This is a genomic window from Chryseobacterium sp. 'Rf worker isolate 10' (assembly GCF_050753305.1).
Lineage (GTDB): Bacteria > Bacteroidota > Bacteroidia > Flavobacteriales > Weeksellaceae > Chryseobacterium.
Window position 1 is genome coordinate 261,145 of sequence record NZ_JBOZOF010000001.1, and the last position, 18,957, is coordinate 280,101.

Sequence of the window (18,957 nt, forward strand, 5' to 3'; positions counted from 1 at the left end):
TGTTTTTAAAAACTATTTAAGTTTTTTTAAGCTAATAAAACCTGCGTGATCCTCACATTTGTCAAAATGAATTTCGAATCTTGGATTTTTTTCGGGATATGTGATAAGATAGTCCGGGCAGGGTTTCTTTTGTGCATGGCTGCGGTCAAAATCTACTTTTCCGTTGGTAATGATACTATCTTTTAAAAACTTTTCATCAATATTATTTAAAATCATTTCATTATGAAATTCTTCTGAATATTGAAATTCTTTCGAAAGGGTTTCAGCAATCACGCGGCTGTTCGGTAAATAACCGCTGCAGCTTGCTCCTTTTTTGTTTAAAATAAAAAATACGAGTAAAAGCCCCGGAACGAAGCCTATTGCATAAAATTTCAGTTTCTTCATTAGAAAATTAAAAGATTGATATCGTGGTACGTAAGTCCGAAACGGTCGCAGATGATCTTTTTGGTATGTCTTCCTTTGTACATATATAAGCTCTGCTTCATTTCGTTTTTGCGGATCAGCATGTTTTCAAAGCCGCCCTCTTCGTCATAATTTAAAATATAGGAAAGGAAGAAATTCGAGATTGCCTTTGTTGTAGTTCTTGGCATTCTTGAAGTAAGATTAGGAAGTCCGCAGTGGATAACACCGTGTTTGATGACATAAGGATCTTCCATGGTTGTCAGTTCTGAGGTTTCAATCACTTTACCGTTATCTATGGTAATATCAATAATGACACTGCCTTTTTTCATTTTCATCACCATATCTTCAGTGACGATAGGCGTCATATTCAGTCTTGGAAGTGCTCCGATAACAACATCAGCACGTCTTAAACTTTTGCTGAGTTCCTTAGGATCAATAATGGAAGTCGGTACACGGCTGTCTACAATCGTATGAAGTCTTCTCAATTTGGATAAAGAGTTGTCAAAAACCTTTACGCTGGCTCCTAAACCTATTGCTGCTTTCGTAGCAAATTCTCCTACAATACCGGCACCCAGGACAACTACTTCTGCAGGTCTTACTCCTGTAATCCCTCCAAGCATTAGTCCATTTGATAAGGCTAATAATTCCGAAGCATATAAAATAGAAACAGTTCCTGCAATTTCCCCGATTAATCTTACCAAAGCCAGCTGTTTGTATTCATCAACGATAAATTCAAAAGCGATGGCATTTATTTTTTTCTCTGCAAGCTTTAAGAAATATTCCTTGTCTCTAAGATTGATCTGAAGTGCGGAAACCAGGTAAGTATTAGGTTTCATGTACTCTATTTCATCCTCAGTAGGGGGATTCACCTTCAGAATAAGATCCTGCCCGAAAGCTTCCTTAGGATCATTGGTAATCTTCGCTCCAGATTCGGAATATTGTAAATCTGTAAAGAATGAACCTTCGCCAGCCCCTGCTTCAATAATGATCTCATGGCCATGCTCTACCAATACCTGTACGGCATCAGGAGTAATGCAGGTTCTCCTCTCGTTGAGACAGGTTTCTTTAGGAATTCCAATACTGAACTGTTTTCCTTTCTTTATAACCTCCAATTTTTCCTCTTTCGGCATTAATTCTTCTTCTGTGAAAGGAGTAAAAATATTTGTACTCATCCTTAAATTAAATTATGTCTTACAGATTGTTATTTTACACTCAATTAATGAGCAAAGATACATAATATTTAATCGAATGAAATTTCTCTTTTTTCACCCGTATTCACAATACTCATTGTGTGGTAGTTAAGCCCGTAAAGCTCCTCCTCATAGACTTCCGGCCACTCGATGATGCATAAAAAAGAATTGTCGAGGTATTCTTCAATCCCGATATCATATACTTCTTCAATGTTTTTTAAGCGGTAAAGATCAAAGTGGTATATTTTCCCTTTTTCTGTATTGTATTCATTCACAATAGAGTAAGTAGGAGAGTTTACTTCATCGGTACTGCCCATATTTTTAAGCAGAAATTGGGTGAATGTCGTTTTACCCGCTCCCAGATTTCCTTTTAATAAAAAAATATTATGTTTTAATTGAGGAATGATGCTGTCAACAACTTCCTGCCAGTCTTCGATTTTATCTATAGTGAATTGCATATAATACCAAATTTATTTTGCAAAAATAATGATAAAACTTACTAAATATAATGCACTTGTATTATATAATTGTAAGGTTTTTTTTTATGTGTATTTTTGTACTATGATTTCCAAACAGACCATTGATAAGATATTTTCCACAATCCGCGTTGAAGAGATTGTGGGTGAATACGTGCAGTTGAAAAGAGCAGGGTCTAATTACAAAGGGCTCAGTCCGTTTCATGAAGAGAAATCTCCAAGTTTTGTCGTGTCACCAAGCAAACAGATCTGGAAAGATTTCTCAACAGGAAAAGGAGGAACAGCGATTTCTTTCCTTATGGAAATTGAGAACTTTACTTATCCTGAGGCACTTCGCCACGCTGCAAAAAAGTACGGAATTGAAATTGAAGAAGATCTCCGTGAAATTTCTGAAGAAGCGAAAAATGCCCAGACTGAAAAAGATCTTTTATATAAGATTCATGAAGTAGCCAATAGCTATTTTCAGGAGATTCTTTGGGATGATCGTGAAGGCAGAAGTATAGGTCTTTCTTATTTTAAAGAGAGAGAGCTGAAGGATGATATTATTAATAAATTCCAACTGGGGTATTCTCCTGAGAAAAAGAATGCTTTTACGGCTTATGCTCTGGAGAAAGGATATACCAAAGAAATTCTTGAAAAATCCGGACTTTCTATTTTCCCTGAAAATACTCCGGCAGGTGTAGACCGTTTTAGAGAAAGAGTTATTTTCCCTATTCACAGTTTTTCCGGCAGGGTTTTAGGGTTTGGAGCAAGGATTCTTAAGAATAATGTCAAAACAGCGAAATATCTCAATTCGCCGGAAACAGAGATTTATCATAAATCCAATGTTCTTTACGGATTAAACCAAAGTAAACAGGCTATTTCAAGAAAGAATGGCTGTCTTTTGGTGGAAGGATATATGGATGTAATTTCGCTTCATATGTCCGGAATTGAAAATGTGGTGGCAAGTTCCGGAACTTCTCTGACTACAGAGCAGATTAAACTGATTAAGAGGCTTACGGAAAACGTAACCATTCTTTTTGATGGTGATAATGCCGGTATCAAAGCCAGTTTCCGAAGTATTGATATGCTGCTGACGGAAGGAATGAACATTCGTGTTTTACTTTTCCCTGATGGGGATGACCCGGATTCCTTTGCCAGAAAACATCCGCAGGAATATGTTGAGAAATACATCGAAAATGAAGCGATGGATTTCATCGACTTTAAAGCGGAAATTCTGCTAAAAGATATCGGAAATGACCCTATTAAAAAGGCAGAAGCGATAAGGGATATTGTAAAATCGGTTTCTTTTGTACAGAATGCCCTGAAAAGAGAAGTTTATCTTAAAGAGGTTTCCAATAAATTTGGACTTTCCGAGCAGAGTCTTTTCAATGAACTGGATGTTCAGAAACAGATTACGCAGAATCAGACGCATCATGTTCAGCAGCAGCAGAAAGAAAAGGTAGCAGCTCCAAAGATGGAGATTGTTCCTTTGGATCAGGAAAAAGAGGATCCTTTTCTATATGATGTGTTGTTCATGGAAAATAAGCTTGTAGATCATATGCTGATGTTTGGAGATATTGTTCTGAAAAGAAATAATGATCAGAATGAAGAATATCAGATTACTGTTATTGAAGAAATTCTTCATCATTTTGAAGAAGAACAGTATATATTTTTGGTAAAAGAAAACGAGATTATTATCAATCAGGTAAGGGAAGGAATTCAAAAAGATGAGCTCAGAAGTGGAAACTTTTTTGTATCTTTTATGGACGAAGAGATTACCACAAAGGTTGTAGATGCTTTAATTCCGTTGGATGATCTTGAAAACTGGGCTTCCAGAAATATTTATCCACCCAATTACGGTGATAAAGTGGCAGATCAGATCAAAGGAGATGTTCTTTTACACAAATACAGGTATATTGATTACTTAATCAAAGAGACCGCCAAAGAGCTTGATCAGTACAGCAGTACAGATGAAATGAAATATTATGAGCTGATCAAAAAGATTACGCTGTTAAAACAGGCTTCTATGCGATTGAGTAATATTATCGAATATTCGCCTATCAAAGGAATTTATGTAGATCGTAAGAGATAATTTAAAGTCAGATTTTTTGGTATTCTGTGACAAAAAGTCCTATAAAATTTTAGGAATAAATATTGTAATTTAAACTTCGAGAATATTGTAAAAATAATACATAATAGAAATATGGACATTAAAAAAGAATTCAGAGATTTCTCTGTAAAACACTTAGGAAACAACGGTTTGGTTACCGATCAGTATATGGGAATGTATGGACCGACGAATCTTACTCCGTACATCATGGAAGAAAGAAGATTAAACGTTGCTCAGATGGATGTTTTCTCCCGTCTGATGATGGATAGAATTATCTTCCTTGGAACAGGTATTGACGATCAGGTAGCAAACATTGTTACGGCTCAGCTTTTATTCTTAGAAAGTGCAGATCCGTCAAAAGATATTCAGATCTATATCAACTCTCCAGGTGGTAGCGTATATGCCGGATTAGGTATTTATGACACCATGCAGATTATCAAACCGGATGTAGCAACGATCTGTACAGGTATGGCTGCTTCTATGGGAGCTGTATTATTGGTTGCCGGAGAAAAAGGAAAACGTTCTGCGCTTAAGCATTCAAGAGTAATGATTCACCAGCCTTCAGGAGGTGCTCAGGGAGTTGCTTCTGATATGGAGATCAACTTGAGAGAGATGCTGAAATTGAAGCAGGAGCTTTATGAAATCATTGGTCATCACTCAGGACAAACATATGAGTGGGTAGAGAAATCTTCAGACAGAGATTACTGGATGACTTCTGAAGAAGCTAAAGGCTACGGAATGGTAGACGAGGTTTTACAAAGATCTACAGAGAAAAAATAATTTATTTTTTTAAGAATATTTTAAAAAAGAACATATCATAAGATGTGTTCTTTTTTTATTTTTGAGGATTAAAAAAACAAAATATGAAAGAATTTATGTTTTATATCCGCAATGCAGGGAATGCAAAGATTGCTCTTTCTGCAGATGAACATTTGGCATTTATAAAAAAATGTGAGTCCTATATTGAACGGCTCAAAAATGAAAACCTGCTTGTTGCAGCACAGCCAATCATTCGCGAAGGTTTTATACTTTCCAAAAGCACTGGTGGCTGGATCAAAGTTCCTGTAGATCCCAATAAGGAAGTTCAGGTAGGATATTATCATATTCGTGCTAACAATATTGATGAGGCGATTGAAATTGCAAAAGAGAATCCAGAGTTTGAATATGTTCCTTCTGCAACCATCGAAATCCTGCCGATTAAAATGAAAGAGGAGGAAACCAATTTTATTTATCCTTCAAATTAATAGAATCATTTATTTTAAAGGTCAGTAGCAGGATGTAACCGTATTGATTTTTTTGTTTAGGTTCAATGTTAAAGCATAATTATCATTACATTCAAGATCAGTTTACAATCAAGTGATACATTCGCAGCCATAAAATAGCATATGAAAAAATTACTATGGTCTGTTGGAGTACTGGCAGTATTAGCTTCATGTAAAAGTGATGATGATACAGCAGTAATAAACCAGGATATTAATTATTCTAAACTCCCTCAGGAGTTTCCGTTTACAAAACTGGCTACTATAAATGGAGTAGACGTCATCAATGGCGGATTTGGTTCCGGAGCAGCAGCTCATCCTACAAGGAAAGGAGAATTTTACGTTATTACAGACAGAGGCCCTAATACTGACTTTCAAAATGGGAAAAAATTTCTTGCCCCTAATTTTACCCCAACCATTATGCATTTTAAAATCAATGCTGACGGGAATATAGAGGTAATCAAATATATTAAACTTAAAAACCCATCCGGACAACCTATTACAGGTCTTCCTAATCCTGTCGGAATGGGAAGCACCGGAGAAATTGCTTATGATGCTTCCGGAAATGTTTTAGGGACTGATAACTATGGTCTTGACAGCGAAAGTATTGTCGCTGCGTCTGACGGTACATTCTGGGTTTCTGATGAATATGGTCCACACATTGTGCATTACAGTGCAGATGGCGTGGAGATGGAAAGAATAAGTCCAATAGGTGTAAATACAGGACCAAGAAAGTTACCCGCTGTTTTGGCGAAAAGAAGAGCTAACAGAGGGATGGAAGGACTTTGTATTACCCCGGATGGAAGAACGCTGGTGGGAACAATCCAGTCGATGATGCTGGTACCCAGCAAAGCATTGGCAACCAATACTACTTTAACAAGAATTGTCACTTTTGATATTGTTACCGGGCAGACTAAGCAGTTTTTATACAAACAGGATGGAGGTGCTTCTGATTCGGTTTGTGATATTACTGCACTAAGTAATAATGAATTCTTAGTGATCGAAAGAGATGGAAATTTTGGATCTCAGGGTGGTATCAAGAAAGTGTACAGAATCAATCTGAGTAATGCTACCGATGTAAACGGTGCTGATATTGCAGCTGTAGATGGTATGAAAGTGAATGGAAAAGCTTTAGAACAGTGCTCATGGGATGAAATTACCAATGCAGGAATAAAATCAGTTACCAAAACATTAGCTGTAGATCTTGTAGCAAAACTGGGCTATGAACATGATAAGTTTGAAGGAATTGTTTATTTAGGAAATAATAAACTGGCTGTTTTCAATGATGATGATTTTGGAGTGGTAGATGACGGAAACGGAAATCCAAAAGCAAAAATTTTACCCAAAACAGGTAGGGTAGACAAAGGAACAATGTATGTAGTCGATTATCAATAGATAACTATTATCAAAAGCAGTAATGATATTTGAGTCTATATTATTGATTATCATACTTAATTTTGATAACATTGTATTGATAATAATATAGTTTTTGCTTTTAATTTATAATAAAAAAATAAACAGCTGCTAATAGCTGTTTATTTTTATTAGACAATAAATACAGATTGTCTATCCATTGCCACACAAATGCCTTCCTTTACAATGTAGCATTCTACATAATGATTTCCCCGAAAAATAGTCGGCTCAGTATGAGAAGAATAACCCATTTTAATCTGCCCTCTAATACAATCATTCCTTAAAGCTTCATCACCACGATTTAAAACTTTCCAATAAATAGTATATGGTTGAGGAACATTACAAGTAATAGAAAATGCAACAGAACGTCCTTTATCAACCTTATTACCTCTCTCAGATAAATTATACGTTCTGAATCCATTTTTGGGAGTTACCCTACCTTTCAATGTAGCTTTATATCGAGGATTTATCTTACGCGCAATATTATGATCAGCTAGTGTTTCCTCAGTATCGGTAAATGATAAGATACTACCATCAGATAATCGTTTTACCTTTGAATTTTCAATTATAAGTTTCTTAAACTCTTCTCCAAAAATTGCTTGCCATTTTTCCAAACTTGAGTTTAAGTCTTGATCTTCATAAGCATCTGTAATTTTATCACTGTAATAAATCATTTTGTCACGAAAAACTAACCAACCATCTTGATCCCAACGGTCGCCAAAGTTTTCTCCAGTTTCACTAGGATCAGCAATTGTAGGCATATAGTAATTTGATTCTACATAATTTTTAAGCTTTTTCATGATATTATATAAAGCAGTAGAAACATCGTCATAACAATTTTCATTTTCGAGTAATGCAGCATCATTAATTTGTTCTCCAAGTAAAGTATTTAATATTATGGATTTTACTGAAAATGTTCTTTTATAATCACGAATATATTTTATTAATCTGACAACTTTTACAAAATGATGTTTAGTTATTCTACTTCTTTCATCAAGCCAATCTGTAAACTTTTCAGGATCTGTTAATTCAAAAATATTTTCATGCCTATTTGTAATGTACTTTTGACCATGTCTTTCCATAAATGGAACTATATCCATGTGAAAATCATTCGCATATGTAATGGTTACACACCTTGTCTTTCTACTTACTTTGTCTCTATATACGTTACTTACTCGAAATAATGTATATAAATTTTCTACATAATCTTGTGCCTCCCAATCTGTAAATTCTTCCAATTGAAGTAGTATATCTGCATCATATTCATCGGTCGTTCTTACTGGTTTAATAATTGTTTTATGTGCATAAGATCCTTGTGGAATAACATCGATAAAATTTTCCTCCAATAAGTCGCTATTTTTAAGGAATTGAGTAATTGCTTCGGTTCTTTCATCAAGCGTTTTTATTCTGCTTGAATTTAAATTGACCTGATTGTCAAGAAAATTTTTAAAATAATTAATTAGTTTCATAAGCGTTTATTTTAATTGTTGGTAAATATTCTTTTTCTGCAAAATCATAAACTATTAATGCCGGATGTATATTCCTCATTAGACCTCTACCACAAGCAATTCCAGCGGAAATTGGTATTGCTGGAAAAAGATGGAGGTTTTTACAAGATTTTTGCTCGATTTCTAATGAACTTAAAAATTGATGATACATTTTTACGAAATTTTCATAAGTTTTTTTTGAAAGGAATATATCCCTATTGGGAACAATATTTACAGGTTTAATTAGATAAATGCTAGCACTTGAAATGAGATCTGCAGGAAGTTTATCTAAATCAATACTTCCACTTAAACTTAAAATCAAGATAACATCATCCGATGCTTTGATTTGTTTAGTTTCTATTTCAAATTGTATGTCTTCATTACCTGGCCATGCCCAGCTTTCTTCATTACCCCTCTGCTTTTGATATACCGATACAGGAACTTTATCTCCAATCTTGTATCCTAAGTATATTAATAAAGGTATTCTAGTTAATGCAAAAACAGATAAATGTCTGATAGAGCCACTATTAATTCCCTGCTCAAATAATCTTAGTTCTTTATCAATAATTCCTGTTCCCATTTGCCAATAAGAATCCCAGTTAATTTCTGGTTCTGGAAGTGCAGATAGATCTATTTCGATACTTTGTTTATCAAAACTATCAATAAAACGAGCAAATTTCTTATCAGTATTATAAACGGCATGTCTGGCATTTTCTTGAGAAAGTTCAACAGAAATCCCTCGGATGTTGCCCAACATTCTTAGTACAACAGAATCAGAATCTTTATGTAAGTTTGTAAGATGATGTATTCTAGATTCGTGCTCATTTTTATGAGCAATTAATCTTTCAACAGTAAACTCTTCTAAAGCTTTTTTATCATCAATGATTTTATGATGTTCTGCACAAAGGAGTATCAAGTTTTCTTCAGTGTTTCTTTTATCTAGTGGTAATGCAGAAATTCCTCTTGGAGATTTCTGCTTATTAGTCCATCCAACAATATGTGCCATTTCACCAATGTTGACACCATATCCTAAATCAATAAGATATTTATTACAAATTGCACATCTACCTCCAGATTTAGTATAGAGTTTTAATTTATCAATTTCCTTTATAGATGGTCTGTCTTCTACAATATAATTTTCTAAATCTATCTTTTTTTTCTGTGATCTCATTTCTTTAAGTATTTTAAAACATTACAATTACATGACATTTATAGTTTCAATAAAATTATTTTTCCTTTTTAAATTCTTAATAGCTTACGATTTCAAAATTAGAAACTTAGTGCGCAATCATTTTGCGTGCTATTAAATATTTACTTTTATTTGTAATATTTTAAAAACATCAAAATAATAATAGAAAATGTTGTTTTTTTACGGAAACCCATATTCTGTATGATAATATAATTCATATTATTACAACCTAAAAAACTAATTAAATTACTATGAAAATTTTAAAGCTTGATTTTGAAAACTGCTTCGGCATAGGGCAACTAAAGCATGAATTTAATTTTAATAAAGTCAACTCGTATCTTATTTATGCACCGAACGGGACAATGAAAACCTCATTCGCTAAAACATTTGATTTGATTTCTAAGAATGATAAAAAAAATCTTCCAAAAGATGTTGTGTATAGTAAGAAGTCAAAATTTGAAATATTATCTGATGATGTAGAGATAAATCCAGATTCAATTTTGGTTATTAATGCAGAAGACAATTCTTATGATGCTACAAATAAAATAACCTCATTCATAGCTCGTAAGGAACTTAAAGAAAAATATGATCAAATTTATTCTGAATTAAATAATGCTAAAGCTGAACTTTTAAAAAAGCTTAAAACAATATCAAAGAGTACTGACTGTGAAGTTGAATATATGGGAACTTTTAGCAGTGATTCTCAGAAAAACTTCTTTGACGTATTATCCTCAAATGTGGATCAGCTTACTGAGGACTCAGATAAGATTACATTTAAGTATAATACAGTATTTGACACCAAAGGAATTGTAAAAAAATTCTTAGATAAAAATGAGGATTTATTAGATGACTATGTAGAAAACTATAATCAAATCCTTTCAAATTCTAAGTTATTTAAATTATCCGGTAATAATACTTTCGGAACCTATCAGGCAAATGAAATTATGAAATCTACAGAGGATAACTCTTACTTTGATGCCGGTCATAAATTTGTTTTGGAAGATGGAACAGAAATTACAGAATCATCACAATTAAAAGAATTATATAATGCTGAGCTTGAAAAAATTTTAGCTGATGAGAAGTTAAAAGAATCTTTTAACAAAGTCGACAAAGCTATTGGAGCAAACATAGATTTAAGAGCATTTAAACAAGTTATTGAGCAAGATAATTCCTTATTGGTAAATTTAAAAGATTATGAAGGTTTCAAAAAAAAGGTTTGGACTAGCTTCGTATCCGAGGTTAAAGATGATGCAGAAGCATTATCTAAAATGTATGAAGAGAAAAAGAAAGAATTAGATATTATTATCTCAGAATCTAAAAAAGAGTTAGAGCTATGGAATGATATTATCAACAAATTTAATGATAGATTTTATGTACCATTTGAAGTAAAAATGGGGAATCTACATGACGTAATTTTAAAAAGGGAGACTGCTAATTTGGAGTTTATTTTTACAGATGAAAATGAAGAATCTAAACCCCAAACAAAAGAAAATTTATTGAAAATACTTAGTAAAGGTGAACAACGAGCATATTTTATTTTACAGTTTTTATTTGAGATAGAATCAAGGAAAAATAATAATGAAGAAACATTGGTAATCTTTGATGATATAGCAGATTCTTTTGATTATAAAAATAAGTATGCCATAATAGAATATATTATTGATCTTCATCAATCAGAAAAATTCAAATCACTTATCTTAACGCATAATTTCGATTTTTATAGAACAATTGCATCTCGTTTGAATATGGGTAAACAATGTTTTATGACTTCTAAGGATGAAAATAGAAAAATTCAAATTATCCCAGGGCTGTATAAGCAAGATCTGTTTAAAGAATTTTTAAATAATTATAATGATACAAAAACATTTATAAGTCTTATTTCATTTGTGCGCAATATAATAGAGTATTCAGACTCTTCAGATACAGACGATTATAAAAAACTTACTAGTTGTCTCCATGAGAAATCTGATTCTAGAGGGATTATTGTTGATGAAGTATTTACAATTTATAAAAACAGAATTATCAAACTTAGTGATAAGAGTATTGATTTTGATAAAGCTTTTAATATTCAGGATTTCATCTTTTCAACTGCTGACTCAATTGTAGAGGAAAAAGAAATAAACGAAATTTTATTAGAGAATAAAATTACATTAGCAATTGCTTGTAGATTAAAGGCTGAACAATATATGATATCTAAGCTACCAGAAGCAGATGTTACAAAAATAAATTATGTTCAAACAAGAGTCCTATCCAATATGTATAAGAAGAAATATCCTGTAAGTATTAACCTAGGAACAATAGATCGAGTAAATTTGATGACACCTGAAAATATCCATATTAACTCTTTTATGTATGAGCCCTTAATTGATATGTCTGTTCATCATCTAATTGACTTATATAAAAATACTCAAAACTTGAAATAGAAAAATGAGTATTTTATTTTGTCCATTTATTAAAATAAAATACATTTGTAAATGTAAGCATGTCATAGTGATTTAAAGTTATAATTATTAATATTTAAATCGTTTATTATGACACCACAATGTTTACGTTGCGCTGGTTGGAAACCGGTGTATGTTAGAGCTTATCAAAGAATGCGCTTAGGCCGTTTAGAGAATGTAATGCAACACTGCAGGTCTAGACCTGGTCAGCACAGAAATTAGAAGCAAAGTTAATCACTTTGCTTCTTTTTTATTCAGAAGCCTACAAATAAATTACACAATTTAAATTGCTTAGCATATGAATGATAATGATTTTGAATTAAAAGCCTATACTTTTGTTCCCCAAATAATAGAGATCAGAGATGAAAGTTTTAAGAAATTTGAAGATGTGTCTTTAAAAGGTTCGCTTTCAACAAGAGAGATTACTGATCTTTCTGATTTGATTAATAATAGTATTGCAATAGTTACACAGTATTTTTCTGATTTATCAGATAGAAAAATTTTCATTTTCAGCAAAGGAATCCGTTATGGCTTTTCTGAATTAGATTATAAGGGATTTTATGAATTTATTTATCAATTCAATGAACACAAAGGTTTATCTGATCTTGTTTCAATTGAATATTTGAAGGAGAAAGTATTGATTTGGATAGTAGATATTTATAAAAATAAGTTTTCCAAGGAGGGCTTATTAAATTACTTAAATAGATTAGTAGATGATGATGTTAAAAAGTATTCGTTTTACTACCCGATTTTAAATCTTGAGGTTGATGAAGAGTTTTCCATTGGCGATGCTAAAATAACATATTTTACTAAAGAATATTTTGAACAATTATTTCAGGAAAAAAAATCCGAAGGAATCAGTGAAGATGATTTCAATAAATTATATAAAAAATATTTGGGTCAGGTTTTTGTTTGCGTAGAGGTTATTGCAGAGAAAAGGCTAGCTAGCAAATTAGCTTATGAAAAAGCATCTTACATTGTAGATGTATTAAAACTTACATCTCCTACGGTGGTTATACCATTTGAAAAGTGTTTTCTAGAGCTTGCAAGTAAAATGCCTTCGAAATTTGATTTTCTTTCTTTTAAAGAGGGGAATAAATTTGGGCTGGCAATACATGAACAAGTAAATAGATGTCATCAAATAAGTTACACTGTAGAAATGATTAATGGATATATGCCCATTTATGACCAATTTGGAGGTTTATTTCATAGTAAAGTTCATCTAGAAATTTTAGTTAAAAACTCTATTATTTTTTATTCTAAATGTATATCTGAAGATGATTTACATCTTCGAATATCTAAGTTCATTATGATTCTTGAAAGCATATTTCTCAGAGATACTGAAATTCATGGCATGGTTCAAAAATGTAAAACTCGATTCTTGAATTTTAGAAATATTAGTTCTAAAAACTCTAACGATAAATTAGAACTAATATTAGATAATATGTATCAAATCAGGCATAAAATGACTCATAAATCTATTCGCTTGTATATTGATAATTACGAACTACAAGTTTTCCAAGGTGAATTAGTTCAGATTTTATTTAGTATATGTGAAAAGGCTACTCTTTTTAATGATAAGAATCTTTTTTTAGATTATTTAGATGAAATATGACAACGGAAATGTATTTATGTTTAATTGATTGGGAAATTATTGCTTATTTTATTTAATAGTTCCGTCTATTTTACTGTCGGGATTTTCAAATGTGTTTTTGTAACGAAAAAGATTTAATCTTTTCCTCTTCTTTTTAATTTTTATATTTTTAATTCCCAGTTTTACCAGCTTACTCAAGACTTGATCAACTTCAGTTTTGTGTACCTTTAAAATTACCTTTATCATCATATACCGGATTATTTAATATTATTACATTATAGATTATCCTTTGCTAGATACCGCTTTTATAAAAGAAAGCCACCAACCATAGACTGTCCATCCAAAGAATGCATTAATTAATAAAACGATTAGAAATTTGAACTTTAGTACTGGAAGACGAAGTAAAGCTATCATTGAAGGAATGAAATATATGAACAAAATTATTTTTAGAAATAATGCTCCTCCTTCTTCTTGTTGAGTAGTTACGGTTAAAATTTGTATCATGCCTATTTAATAAAAAGCGTGGAACTAATATCAATCCGTACATAGGTGCCGCGAAGTACCCGATAACCAGAAAGACTTAGCCCACGCCGTATAAGCATGGGCGTAAGTCTATCATTTTTGGTTATCATTTTAAAGTTCGCGGCTTTATGTACCAAAACGATAGCTTACGCTTGACGTTATTTTAATTTTGTAAGCAAATATATAAAATCAAAATTAAAAGTTTATATAATCAAAATAAACAGTCTCACTTATTATTTTTGTATAATAAATTGTAGGTAAATCCTAAAGTAATTGTAATGAGTGTGATAAGTGTATTGTAAATACACCATATTTGGAATTTCTTTTTATTGTAATTATCCAGCTCGAAAACGAAAGCTTAAATTAAAATTTTCTTTTATCTGGTGACTGGATTTAGCAATTCTATGTTTCCAATATTTTTGTTAATTTTCTTTGTAAATAAGATTGTTATATTTTACTCTAGTTAGAATCAGCTTTCCGAAAATCAAAATTTCTCATTGTATCCCTTATCATGCATGAAGTTGAGGGGGACAACATTATTTTGCCAAGTCAATTCATAAATTTGTAATCAATGACAATTACACTATTATTTAATATTTTCTAAATCTCTATGTTTCAAAATCAAATATTTTGTTTTTAAGTAATTGACTATTAAAATATTGTTGTAAATTTATTTAAAAATTTGACTATGAATTAAAGCTATTTCTTCAGGATAAATAATTTATCATGGAAGAAAGTATATATACCTTACACACCTCGCTTAAAAAGTACATAAACGAAAATGGTGATTCAAGTAGTATGTTGAAAAGATTTTCCACTGAATTTAATAATCTAATTAAATACATGGAAAGCAAATCACTTACTAATTATTGCGAAGAAATTGGGGATTCGTATCTAAAGTATAGAGACTCTATCATTAGTATTAAGGCTAAACAAAATTACCGTAATGACAGAAGATATATCATTCTTTTAAATGGAATGTTGAAGAAAGAATGGGTATATAAATATCAGGGAAGAAACTATGATATACCTTTTCCCGGTGATCTTGGTGTTTTTTTTATGAATTTTCTTAACAATTATTGTCATGAAAAAGGACTCGCTATTGGTACTAAGAAAAATTATTATAGATGTCTTTATACATTCTGTGAAAGATTACAAATAGACAATATTATTTCACTAAAAGATGTTACTTCTAATTTAATTCTTTCCTTCTTATCAAGCCAAAACTCTATGGCTAATGAATATGCGATAATATTTAGAGCAATATTAAAAAAATTGTATGAAGAAAAAATCGTAGATTATCATGCTTCACACATTTTAGATCAATTTAAGAAAAAAAGATTCAAAAAATTACCATCATATTACACTCCTATTGAAATTTCACAACTTGAGGCTAATATTGACAGGGCAACGGCTGTCGGTAAAAGAGATTATGCAATGATATTATTAGCAACTAGATTAGGGCTTAGATCTTCAGATATCAGGTATTTAAATTTTTCAAATATTAATTGGAATGAAAATATTATTCGGCTTGAACAGTTTAAGACAAAGAAAATAATAGAGTTACCATTACTAATAGATATTGGAGAAGCTATTATTGATTATATAAAGCATGGAAGACCAAAGTCAAATATTTCTTATATATTTTTAAGGGCATCGGGACCTTATAATGCTTTAAGTGATGGAGCATTTTATACGGCAATTAAAAAGTATTTTAAAATAGCTCATATTGATTTTAAAAATAAAAAAGCGGGAAGTCATTCCTTAAGGCATAGTTTAGCTACAAATATGTTAAATAAAGGTACTTCTTTATTAATAATATCAAGTTCCTTAGGACATTCAAATATAACTTCAACAACGGATTACCTAAACTTGAATATCGAGAAATTACTATTATGTTCTTTAGATGTTCCAATTGTAGATAAAGAATTTTATTCACAAATTAATTATTGTTATGAGTAAAGAATTTGTTTTTACAAGTAAAATAGCACCTTATATTGAAAGCTTTTTAAGAGAGAAGGAACAAAAAGGTTTTTTAAAAAGAGATGGGCTAAAATGGATAATGCTAGAATTCGACAAATTCTATAATGAGTATAACATTCGAGATTCGTATATAAAACAAGAGACAATTGTTGAATGGAAGAATAGCAGAAGTAATGATAGCGAACGTAGTCTTTACATAAAAATTTCTGCATGGAATCAGCTTGCTAAATATATGTGCTCTTTGGGTGTAGAATGCTATATTCCTAGACTCCCTAAAAATGGAGGAAAGAATAGGTATTTACCATATGTATTTACCCATAAAGAAATGGAAGAAATTTTTTCAACATCTAGCCAAATAAAGATATGGAAAAAAGATCCTCGAATTATGGTATTTGTAGTTCCTGCTTTAATTAGATTACTTTATAGTACGGGTATTAGAATTAGCGAAGCATTAGAAATAAAAAATGAAGATATTGATTTTGAAAAAAGATGCATACGTATTATAGGAGAGAAAAATAATACAGAAAGATTATCAGCAATAAATGATTCTTTACTGCTAGTTTTAAAGCAATATAAAGAATTTAGAGATTGTATTAGAGTCGAAAATATCTTATTACCTAACCATCATTTCTTTATAACCCAACTTGGGAAAAAATGTTGTGTTAATCGAATTAGAGATTGGTTTAATGAAATTCTAAAGTTTTTAGGGATTAAACAAAAAACAGGTGGAAATCCACCTCGTTTACACGATCTTAGACACACAGCAGCAGTTCATGCACTTATAAAAATGGTAAAAAATGATATAGATATTTATTGTGCTTTACCAATAATTTCGGCTTTTCTAGGACATGTAAATGTAAGATCAACGGAAATGTATGTTAGAATGACTGCGGAGGCATTTCCCGAATTAATAAATATGGAGAAATTGGCAGCTCAAATTTTTCCAACAGTTGAATCTTTAAATATTGAAAGTATATGACAGATTTTGCCAAGCATTTACATAACTATATACATTTATATCTCATTGGTGAATGTGGAGTTAGTGCAAATACTATTAGAAGTTACAAAAAGGGATTTAGATTACTTGTTATATTTATGAAAGATGAGAAAAAAATTGCTCCAAATAAGATAGAGTTAAAGCATCTTAATAAAAATGTCATTTTAGATTTTCTTAAATGGTTAGAGATAGAACATAAGAATTCAATATCTACAAGAAATCAAAGATATGCTACTATTTGTTCATTCTGTAAATATCTTCAATATGAAGAACCCGATAGAATGATAGAATGGCAAAGTATTCGTTCAATTAGACCCAAAAAAGAACCACGTAAAGCAATTACATATTTGACAATGGAAGGGATTAAATTATTACTTGAGCAAATACCTGATGATACTATAGCTTCTAGACGGGACTTGACAATGTTAGCACTTTTATATGACAGTGCTGCTCGTGTACAAGAGATTGCTGATTTAACAGTTTCCTGTATAAGGTTTGAAGAACCATATTTTATTAAAGTTACTGGTAAAGGAAATAAGGAGAGAGAAATTCCACTACTAAAGGAACAAATGAAATTGCTGGAGCTATATGTTAAAGAAAATAATCTTAATAAATCAGAAAAATTAATGAATCCTTTATTTACTAATCGTTTTGGAGGAAAATTAACTACTGCAGGTATAACATACATTTTTAAAAAATATGTTCGAAAGGCCAGATTAATTGATAGTAATTTAATTCCAGAAAGTATAAGTCCGCATACTTTGAGACATTCTAAAGCGATGCATCTGGTACAAGCTGGAATTAATCTGATTTTTATTAGAGATTTTTTAGGACATTCAAGTGTAATAACTACTGAAATATATGCCCGTGCTGACTCAAAACAAAAAAGAGAGGCTTTAGAATCTGTTTATGAAGATGTTATTCCACAAAAAGGAAAAGTAGGGTCATGGGAAAAAGACAGCAAACTTAGGAATGATTTAAATAATTTAGGGATATTATAATTTATGATGCAACTCATTTATTACGGCATATATTTGGAAATCGTATGCAGCAGATAAATTAATTAAAACTTCTATATTCATTCGGTATCACACCCGTTCTCTGCTTAAAAAGATGAATAAAAAATGTTGCAGATATTTGAAACTAAGCTCATAGGCAATCTTCGCAACGGAACTTATCAATATCAAAACTCTTTCTATGACAAATATATAGTGTAATTTTTTCATCTTTTGTTTAAAATATAATCGAAAATATTATATATGCCATTTTTACATTCAATTATTTGTTATATTTAACGGTTAATGGTCATTTTTCGTAATTAAGAAATATAAAAATTCAAAAATATCTAACTTCATAATTTATAAATCTATGTGAGTGTTTTCATAAATTTTGTCTCAAAAAGCAAGTTTTAACTAGCAATGAAACGTAAACAGGTATACTCCTCTTTGTTTTTGAATTGTAAAGTCAGCATAATAGCTTATTTGTCTTCGGAAGTCATAATCGTTTAGATCTTTAATTATACATATCGCGATATCTTATAGATATTTTTTATGATAAAATTATCGAAAAATAATCATTTTATCCTTGGTTTTTCAATAAATTGTGCATGAATTTTTTTCTTAATTTTGGATAAAATTGATAAAAAAAAACTATACCTTTTTATTTCTATTTTACAATTATTTTCTTTTGGACAATAATATACTTCTACTTGGTACACAAAGGATAATGGTCTTCTGCAAAACAGTATAAAACATATCAAAAAGACAAATATGGTTTTATCTGGCTTGCTAAAGAAACCGGAAGACTAAGTAAAACTATAATTGAAGAATGAAATATATGAACAAAATTAGTTACTATAAAATTATGAAATTTATTTTCACTTCTCAGACTTAAAAAATTAATATCTATATTT

The 18,957-nt window shown here is 31.0% G+C and carries 15 protein-coding genes; 9 read left to right on the forward strand and 6 right to left on the reverse strand.

From position 1 onward, the window contains the following. Positions 1-12: 12 nt before the first annotated feature. The 3 genes from LKL37_RS01220 to tsaE all read right to left on the reverse strand — a co-directional run bounded on the left by LKL37_RS01220 (position 13) and on the right by tsaE (position 2,050). Positions 13-384: a hypothetical protein gene (locus LKL37_RS01220; protein WP_431608760.1), complete on the reverse strand. Its 372-nt coding sequence runs from the start codon at positions 382-384 to the stop codon at positions 13-15. Then, positions 384-1,574 carry an alanine dehydrogenase gene (locus tag LKL37_RS01225; protein ID WP_105702451.1) on the reverse strand — a complete coding sequence of 397 codons (1,191 nt, stop codon included), beginning with the start codon at positions 1,572-1,574 and terminating at the stop codon, positions 384-386. Before LKL37_RS01225 ends, LKL37_RS01220 begins: the two co-directional genes overlap by 1 nt. A 68-nt stretch (positions 1,575-1,642) precedes the next feature. After that, the gene (gene tsaE / locus LKL37_RS01230; RefSeq protein ID WP_431608761.1) at positions 1,643-2,050 is read right to left on the reverse strand and encodes a tRNA (adenosine(37)-N6)-threonylcarbamoyltransferase complex ATPase subunit type 1 TsaE; all 408 of its coding nucleotides are present in this window, start codon (positions 2,048-2,050) and stop codon (positions 1,643-1,645) included. 103 nt (positions 2,051-2,153) lie between these two features. Between tsaE and dnaG the strand changes: the two genes are divergently transcribed. The 4 genes from dnaG to LKL37_RS01250 all read left to right on the forward strand — a co-directional run bounded on the left by dnaG (position 2,154) and on the right by LKL37_RS01250 (position 6,814). Next, positions 2,154-4,142 (forward strand): DNA primase, encoded by a 1,989-nt coding sequence (gene dnaG / locus LKL37_RS01235; protein WP_431608762.1) that lies wholly within the window; start codon positions 2,154-2,156, stop codon positions 4,140-4,142. Positions 4,143-4,253: 111 nt separating this feature from the next. Beyond that, the gene (gene clpP / locus LKL37_RS01240; protein WP_027373257.1) at positions 4,254-4,940 is read left to right on the forward strand and encodes an ATP-dependent Clp endopeptidase proteolytic subunit ClpP; all 687 of its coding nucleotides are present in this window, start codon (positions 4,254-4,256) and stop codon (positions 4,938-4,940) included. Positions 4,941-5,023: 83 nt separating this feature from the next. Beyond that, positions 5,024-5,404, forward strand: coding sequence for a YciI family protein (locus LKL37_RS01245; protein ID WP_431608763.1), 381 nt, complete (start codon positions 5,024-5,026; stop codon positions 5,402-5,404). Between the two features lie 141 nt (positions 5,405-5,545). Next, on the forward strand, positions 5,546-6,814 hold the full coding sequence (locus LKL37_RS01250; RefSeq protein ID WP_431608764.1) for an esterase-like activity of phytase family protein: 1,269 nt from the start codon (positions 5,546-5,548) through the stop codon (positions 6,812-6,814). A gap of 149 nt (positions 6,815-6,963) precedes the next feature. Here LKL37_RS01250 and LKL37_RS01255 read toward each other — a convergent pair whose 3' ends face one another. Together LKL37_RS01255 and LKL37_RS01260 are read right to left on the reverse strand one after the other, a co-directional pair. Beyond that, positions 6,964-8,301, reverse strand: coding sequence for an SMODS domain-containing nucleotidyltransferase (locus LKL37_RS01255; protein ID WP_431608765.1), 1,338 nt, complete (start codon positions 8,299-8,301; stop codon positions 6,964-6,966). Next, positions 8,288-9,490, reverse strand: a complete 1,203-nt coding sequence (locus tag LKL37_RS01260) for an HNH endonuclease (RefSeq protein ID WP_431608766.1) — start codon at positions 9,488-9,490, stop codon at positions 8,288-8,290. The genes LKL37_RS01255 and LKL37_RS01260 overlap by 14 nt, the downstream gene beginning before the upstream one ends. A 269-nt stretch (positions 9,491-9,759) precedes the next feature. Here LKL37_RS01260 and LKL37_RS01265 point away from each other — a divergent pair, with 269 nt between their 5' ends. Both LKL37_RS01265 and LKL37_RS01270 read left to right on the forward strand, forming a co-directional pair. Then, positions 9,760-11,931 (forward strand): hypothetical protein, encoded by a 2,172-nt coding sequence (locus LKL37_RS01265; protein WP_431608767.1) that lies wholly within the window; start codon positions 9,760-9,762, stop codon positions 11,929-11,931. A 316-nt stretch (positions 11,932-12,247) separates the two neighbouring features. Further along, the gene (locus LKL37_RS01270) at positions 12,248-13,564 is read left to right on the forward strand and encodes a hypothetical protein (RefSeq protein WP_431608768.1); all 1,317 of its coding nucleotides are present in this window, start codon (positions 12,248-12,250) and stop codon (positions 13,562-13,564) included. A gap of 261 nt (positions 13,565-13,825) precedes the next feature. On the opposite strand, the gene LKL37_RS01275 is transcribed toward LKL37_RS01270, so the two are convergent. Continuing rightward, complete coding sequence (locus tag LKL37_RS01275; RefSeq protein ID WP_431608769.1) at positions 13,826-14,047, reverse strand: superinfection immunity protein; 222 nt, start codon at positions 14,045-14,047, stop codon at positions 13,826-13,828. A gap of 744 nt (positions 14,048-14,791) precedes the next feature. Between LKL37_RS01275 and LKL37_RS01280 the strand changes: the two genes are divergently transcribed. The 3 genes from LKL37_RS01280 to LKL37_RS01290 are packed head-to-tail and all read left to right on the forward strand — an operon-like array spanning position 14,792 to position 18,046. Then, positions 14,792-16,027: a site-specific integrase gene (locus LKL37_RS01280; RefSeq protein WP_431608770.1), complete on the forward strand. Its 1,236-nt coding sequence runs from the start codon at positions 14,792-14,794 to the stop codon at positions 16,025-16,027. After that, positions 16,020-17,027 (forward strand): tyrosine-type recombinase/integrase, encoded by a 1,008-nt coding sequence (locus LKL37_RS01285; RefSeq protein WP_431608771.1) that lies wholly within the window; start codon positions 16,020-16,022, stop codon positions 17,025-17,027. The genes LKL37_RS01280 and LKL37_RS01285 overlap by 8 nt, the downstream gene beginning before the upstream one ends. Further along, on the forward strand, positions 17,024-18,046 hold the full coding sequence (locus LKL37_RS01290) for a tyrosine-type recombinase/integrase (protein WP_431608772.1): 1,023 nt from the start codon (positions 17,024-17,026) through the stop codon (positions 18,044-18,046). The genes LKL37_RS01285 and LKL37_RS01290 overlap by 4 nt, the downstream gene beginning before the upstream one ends. Positions 18,047-18,957: the final 911 nt, after the last annotated feature.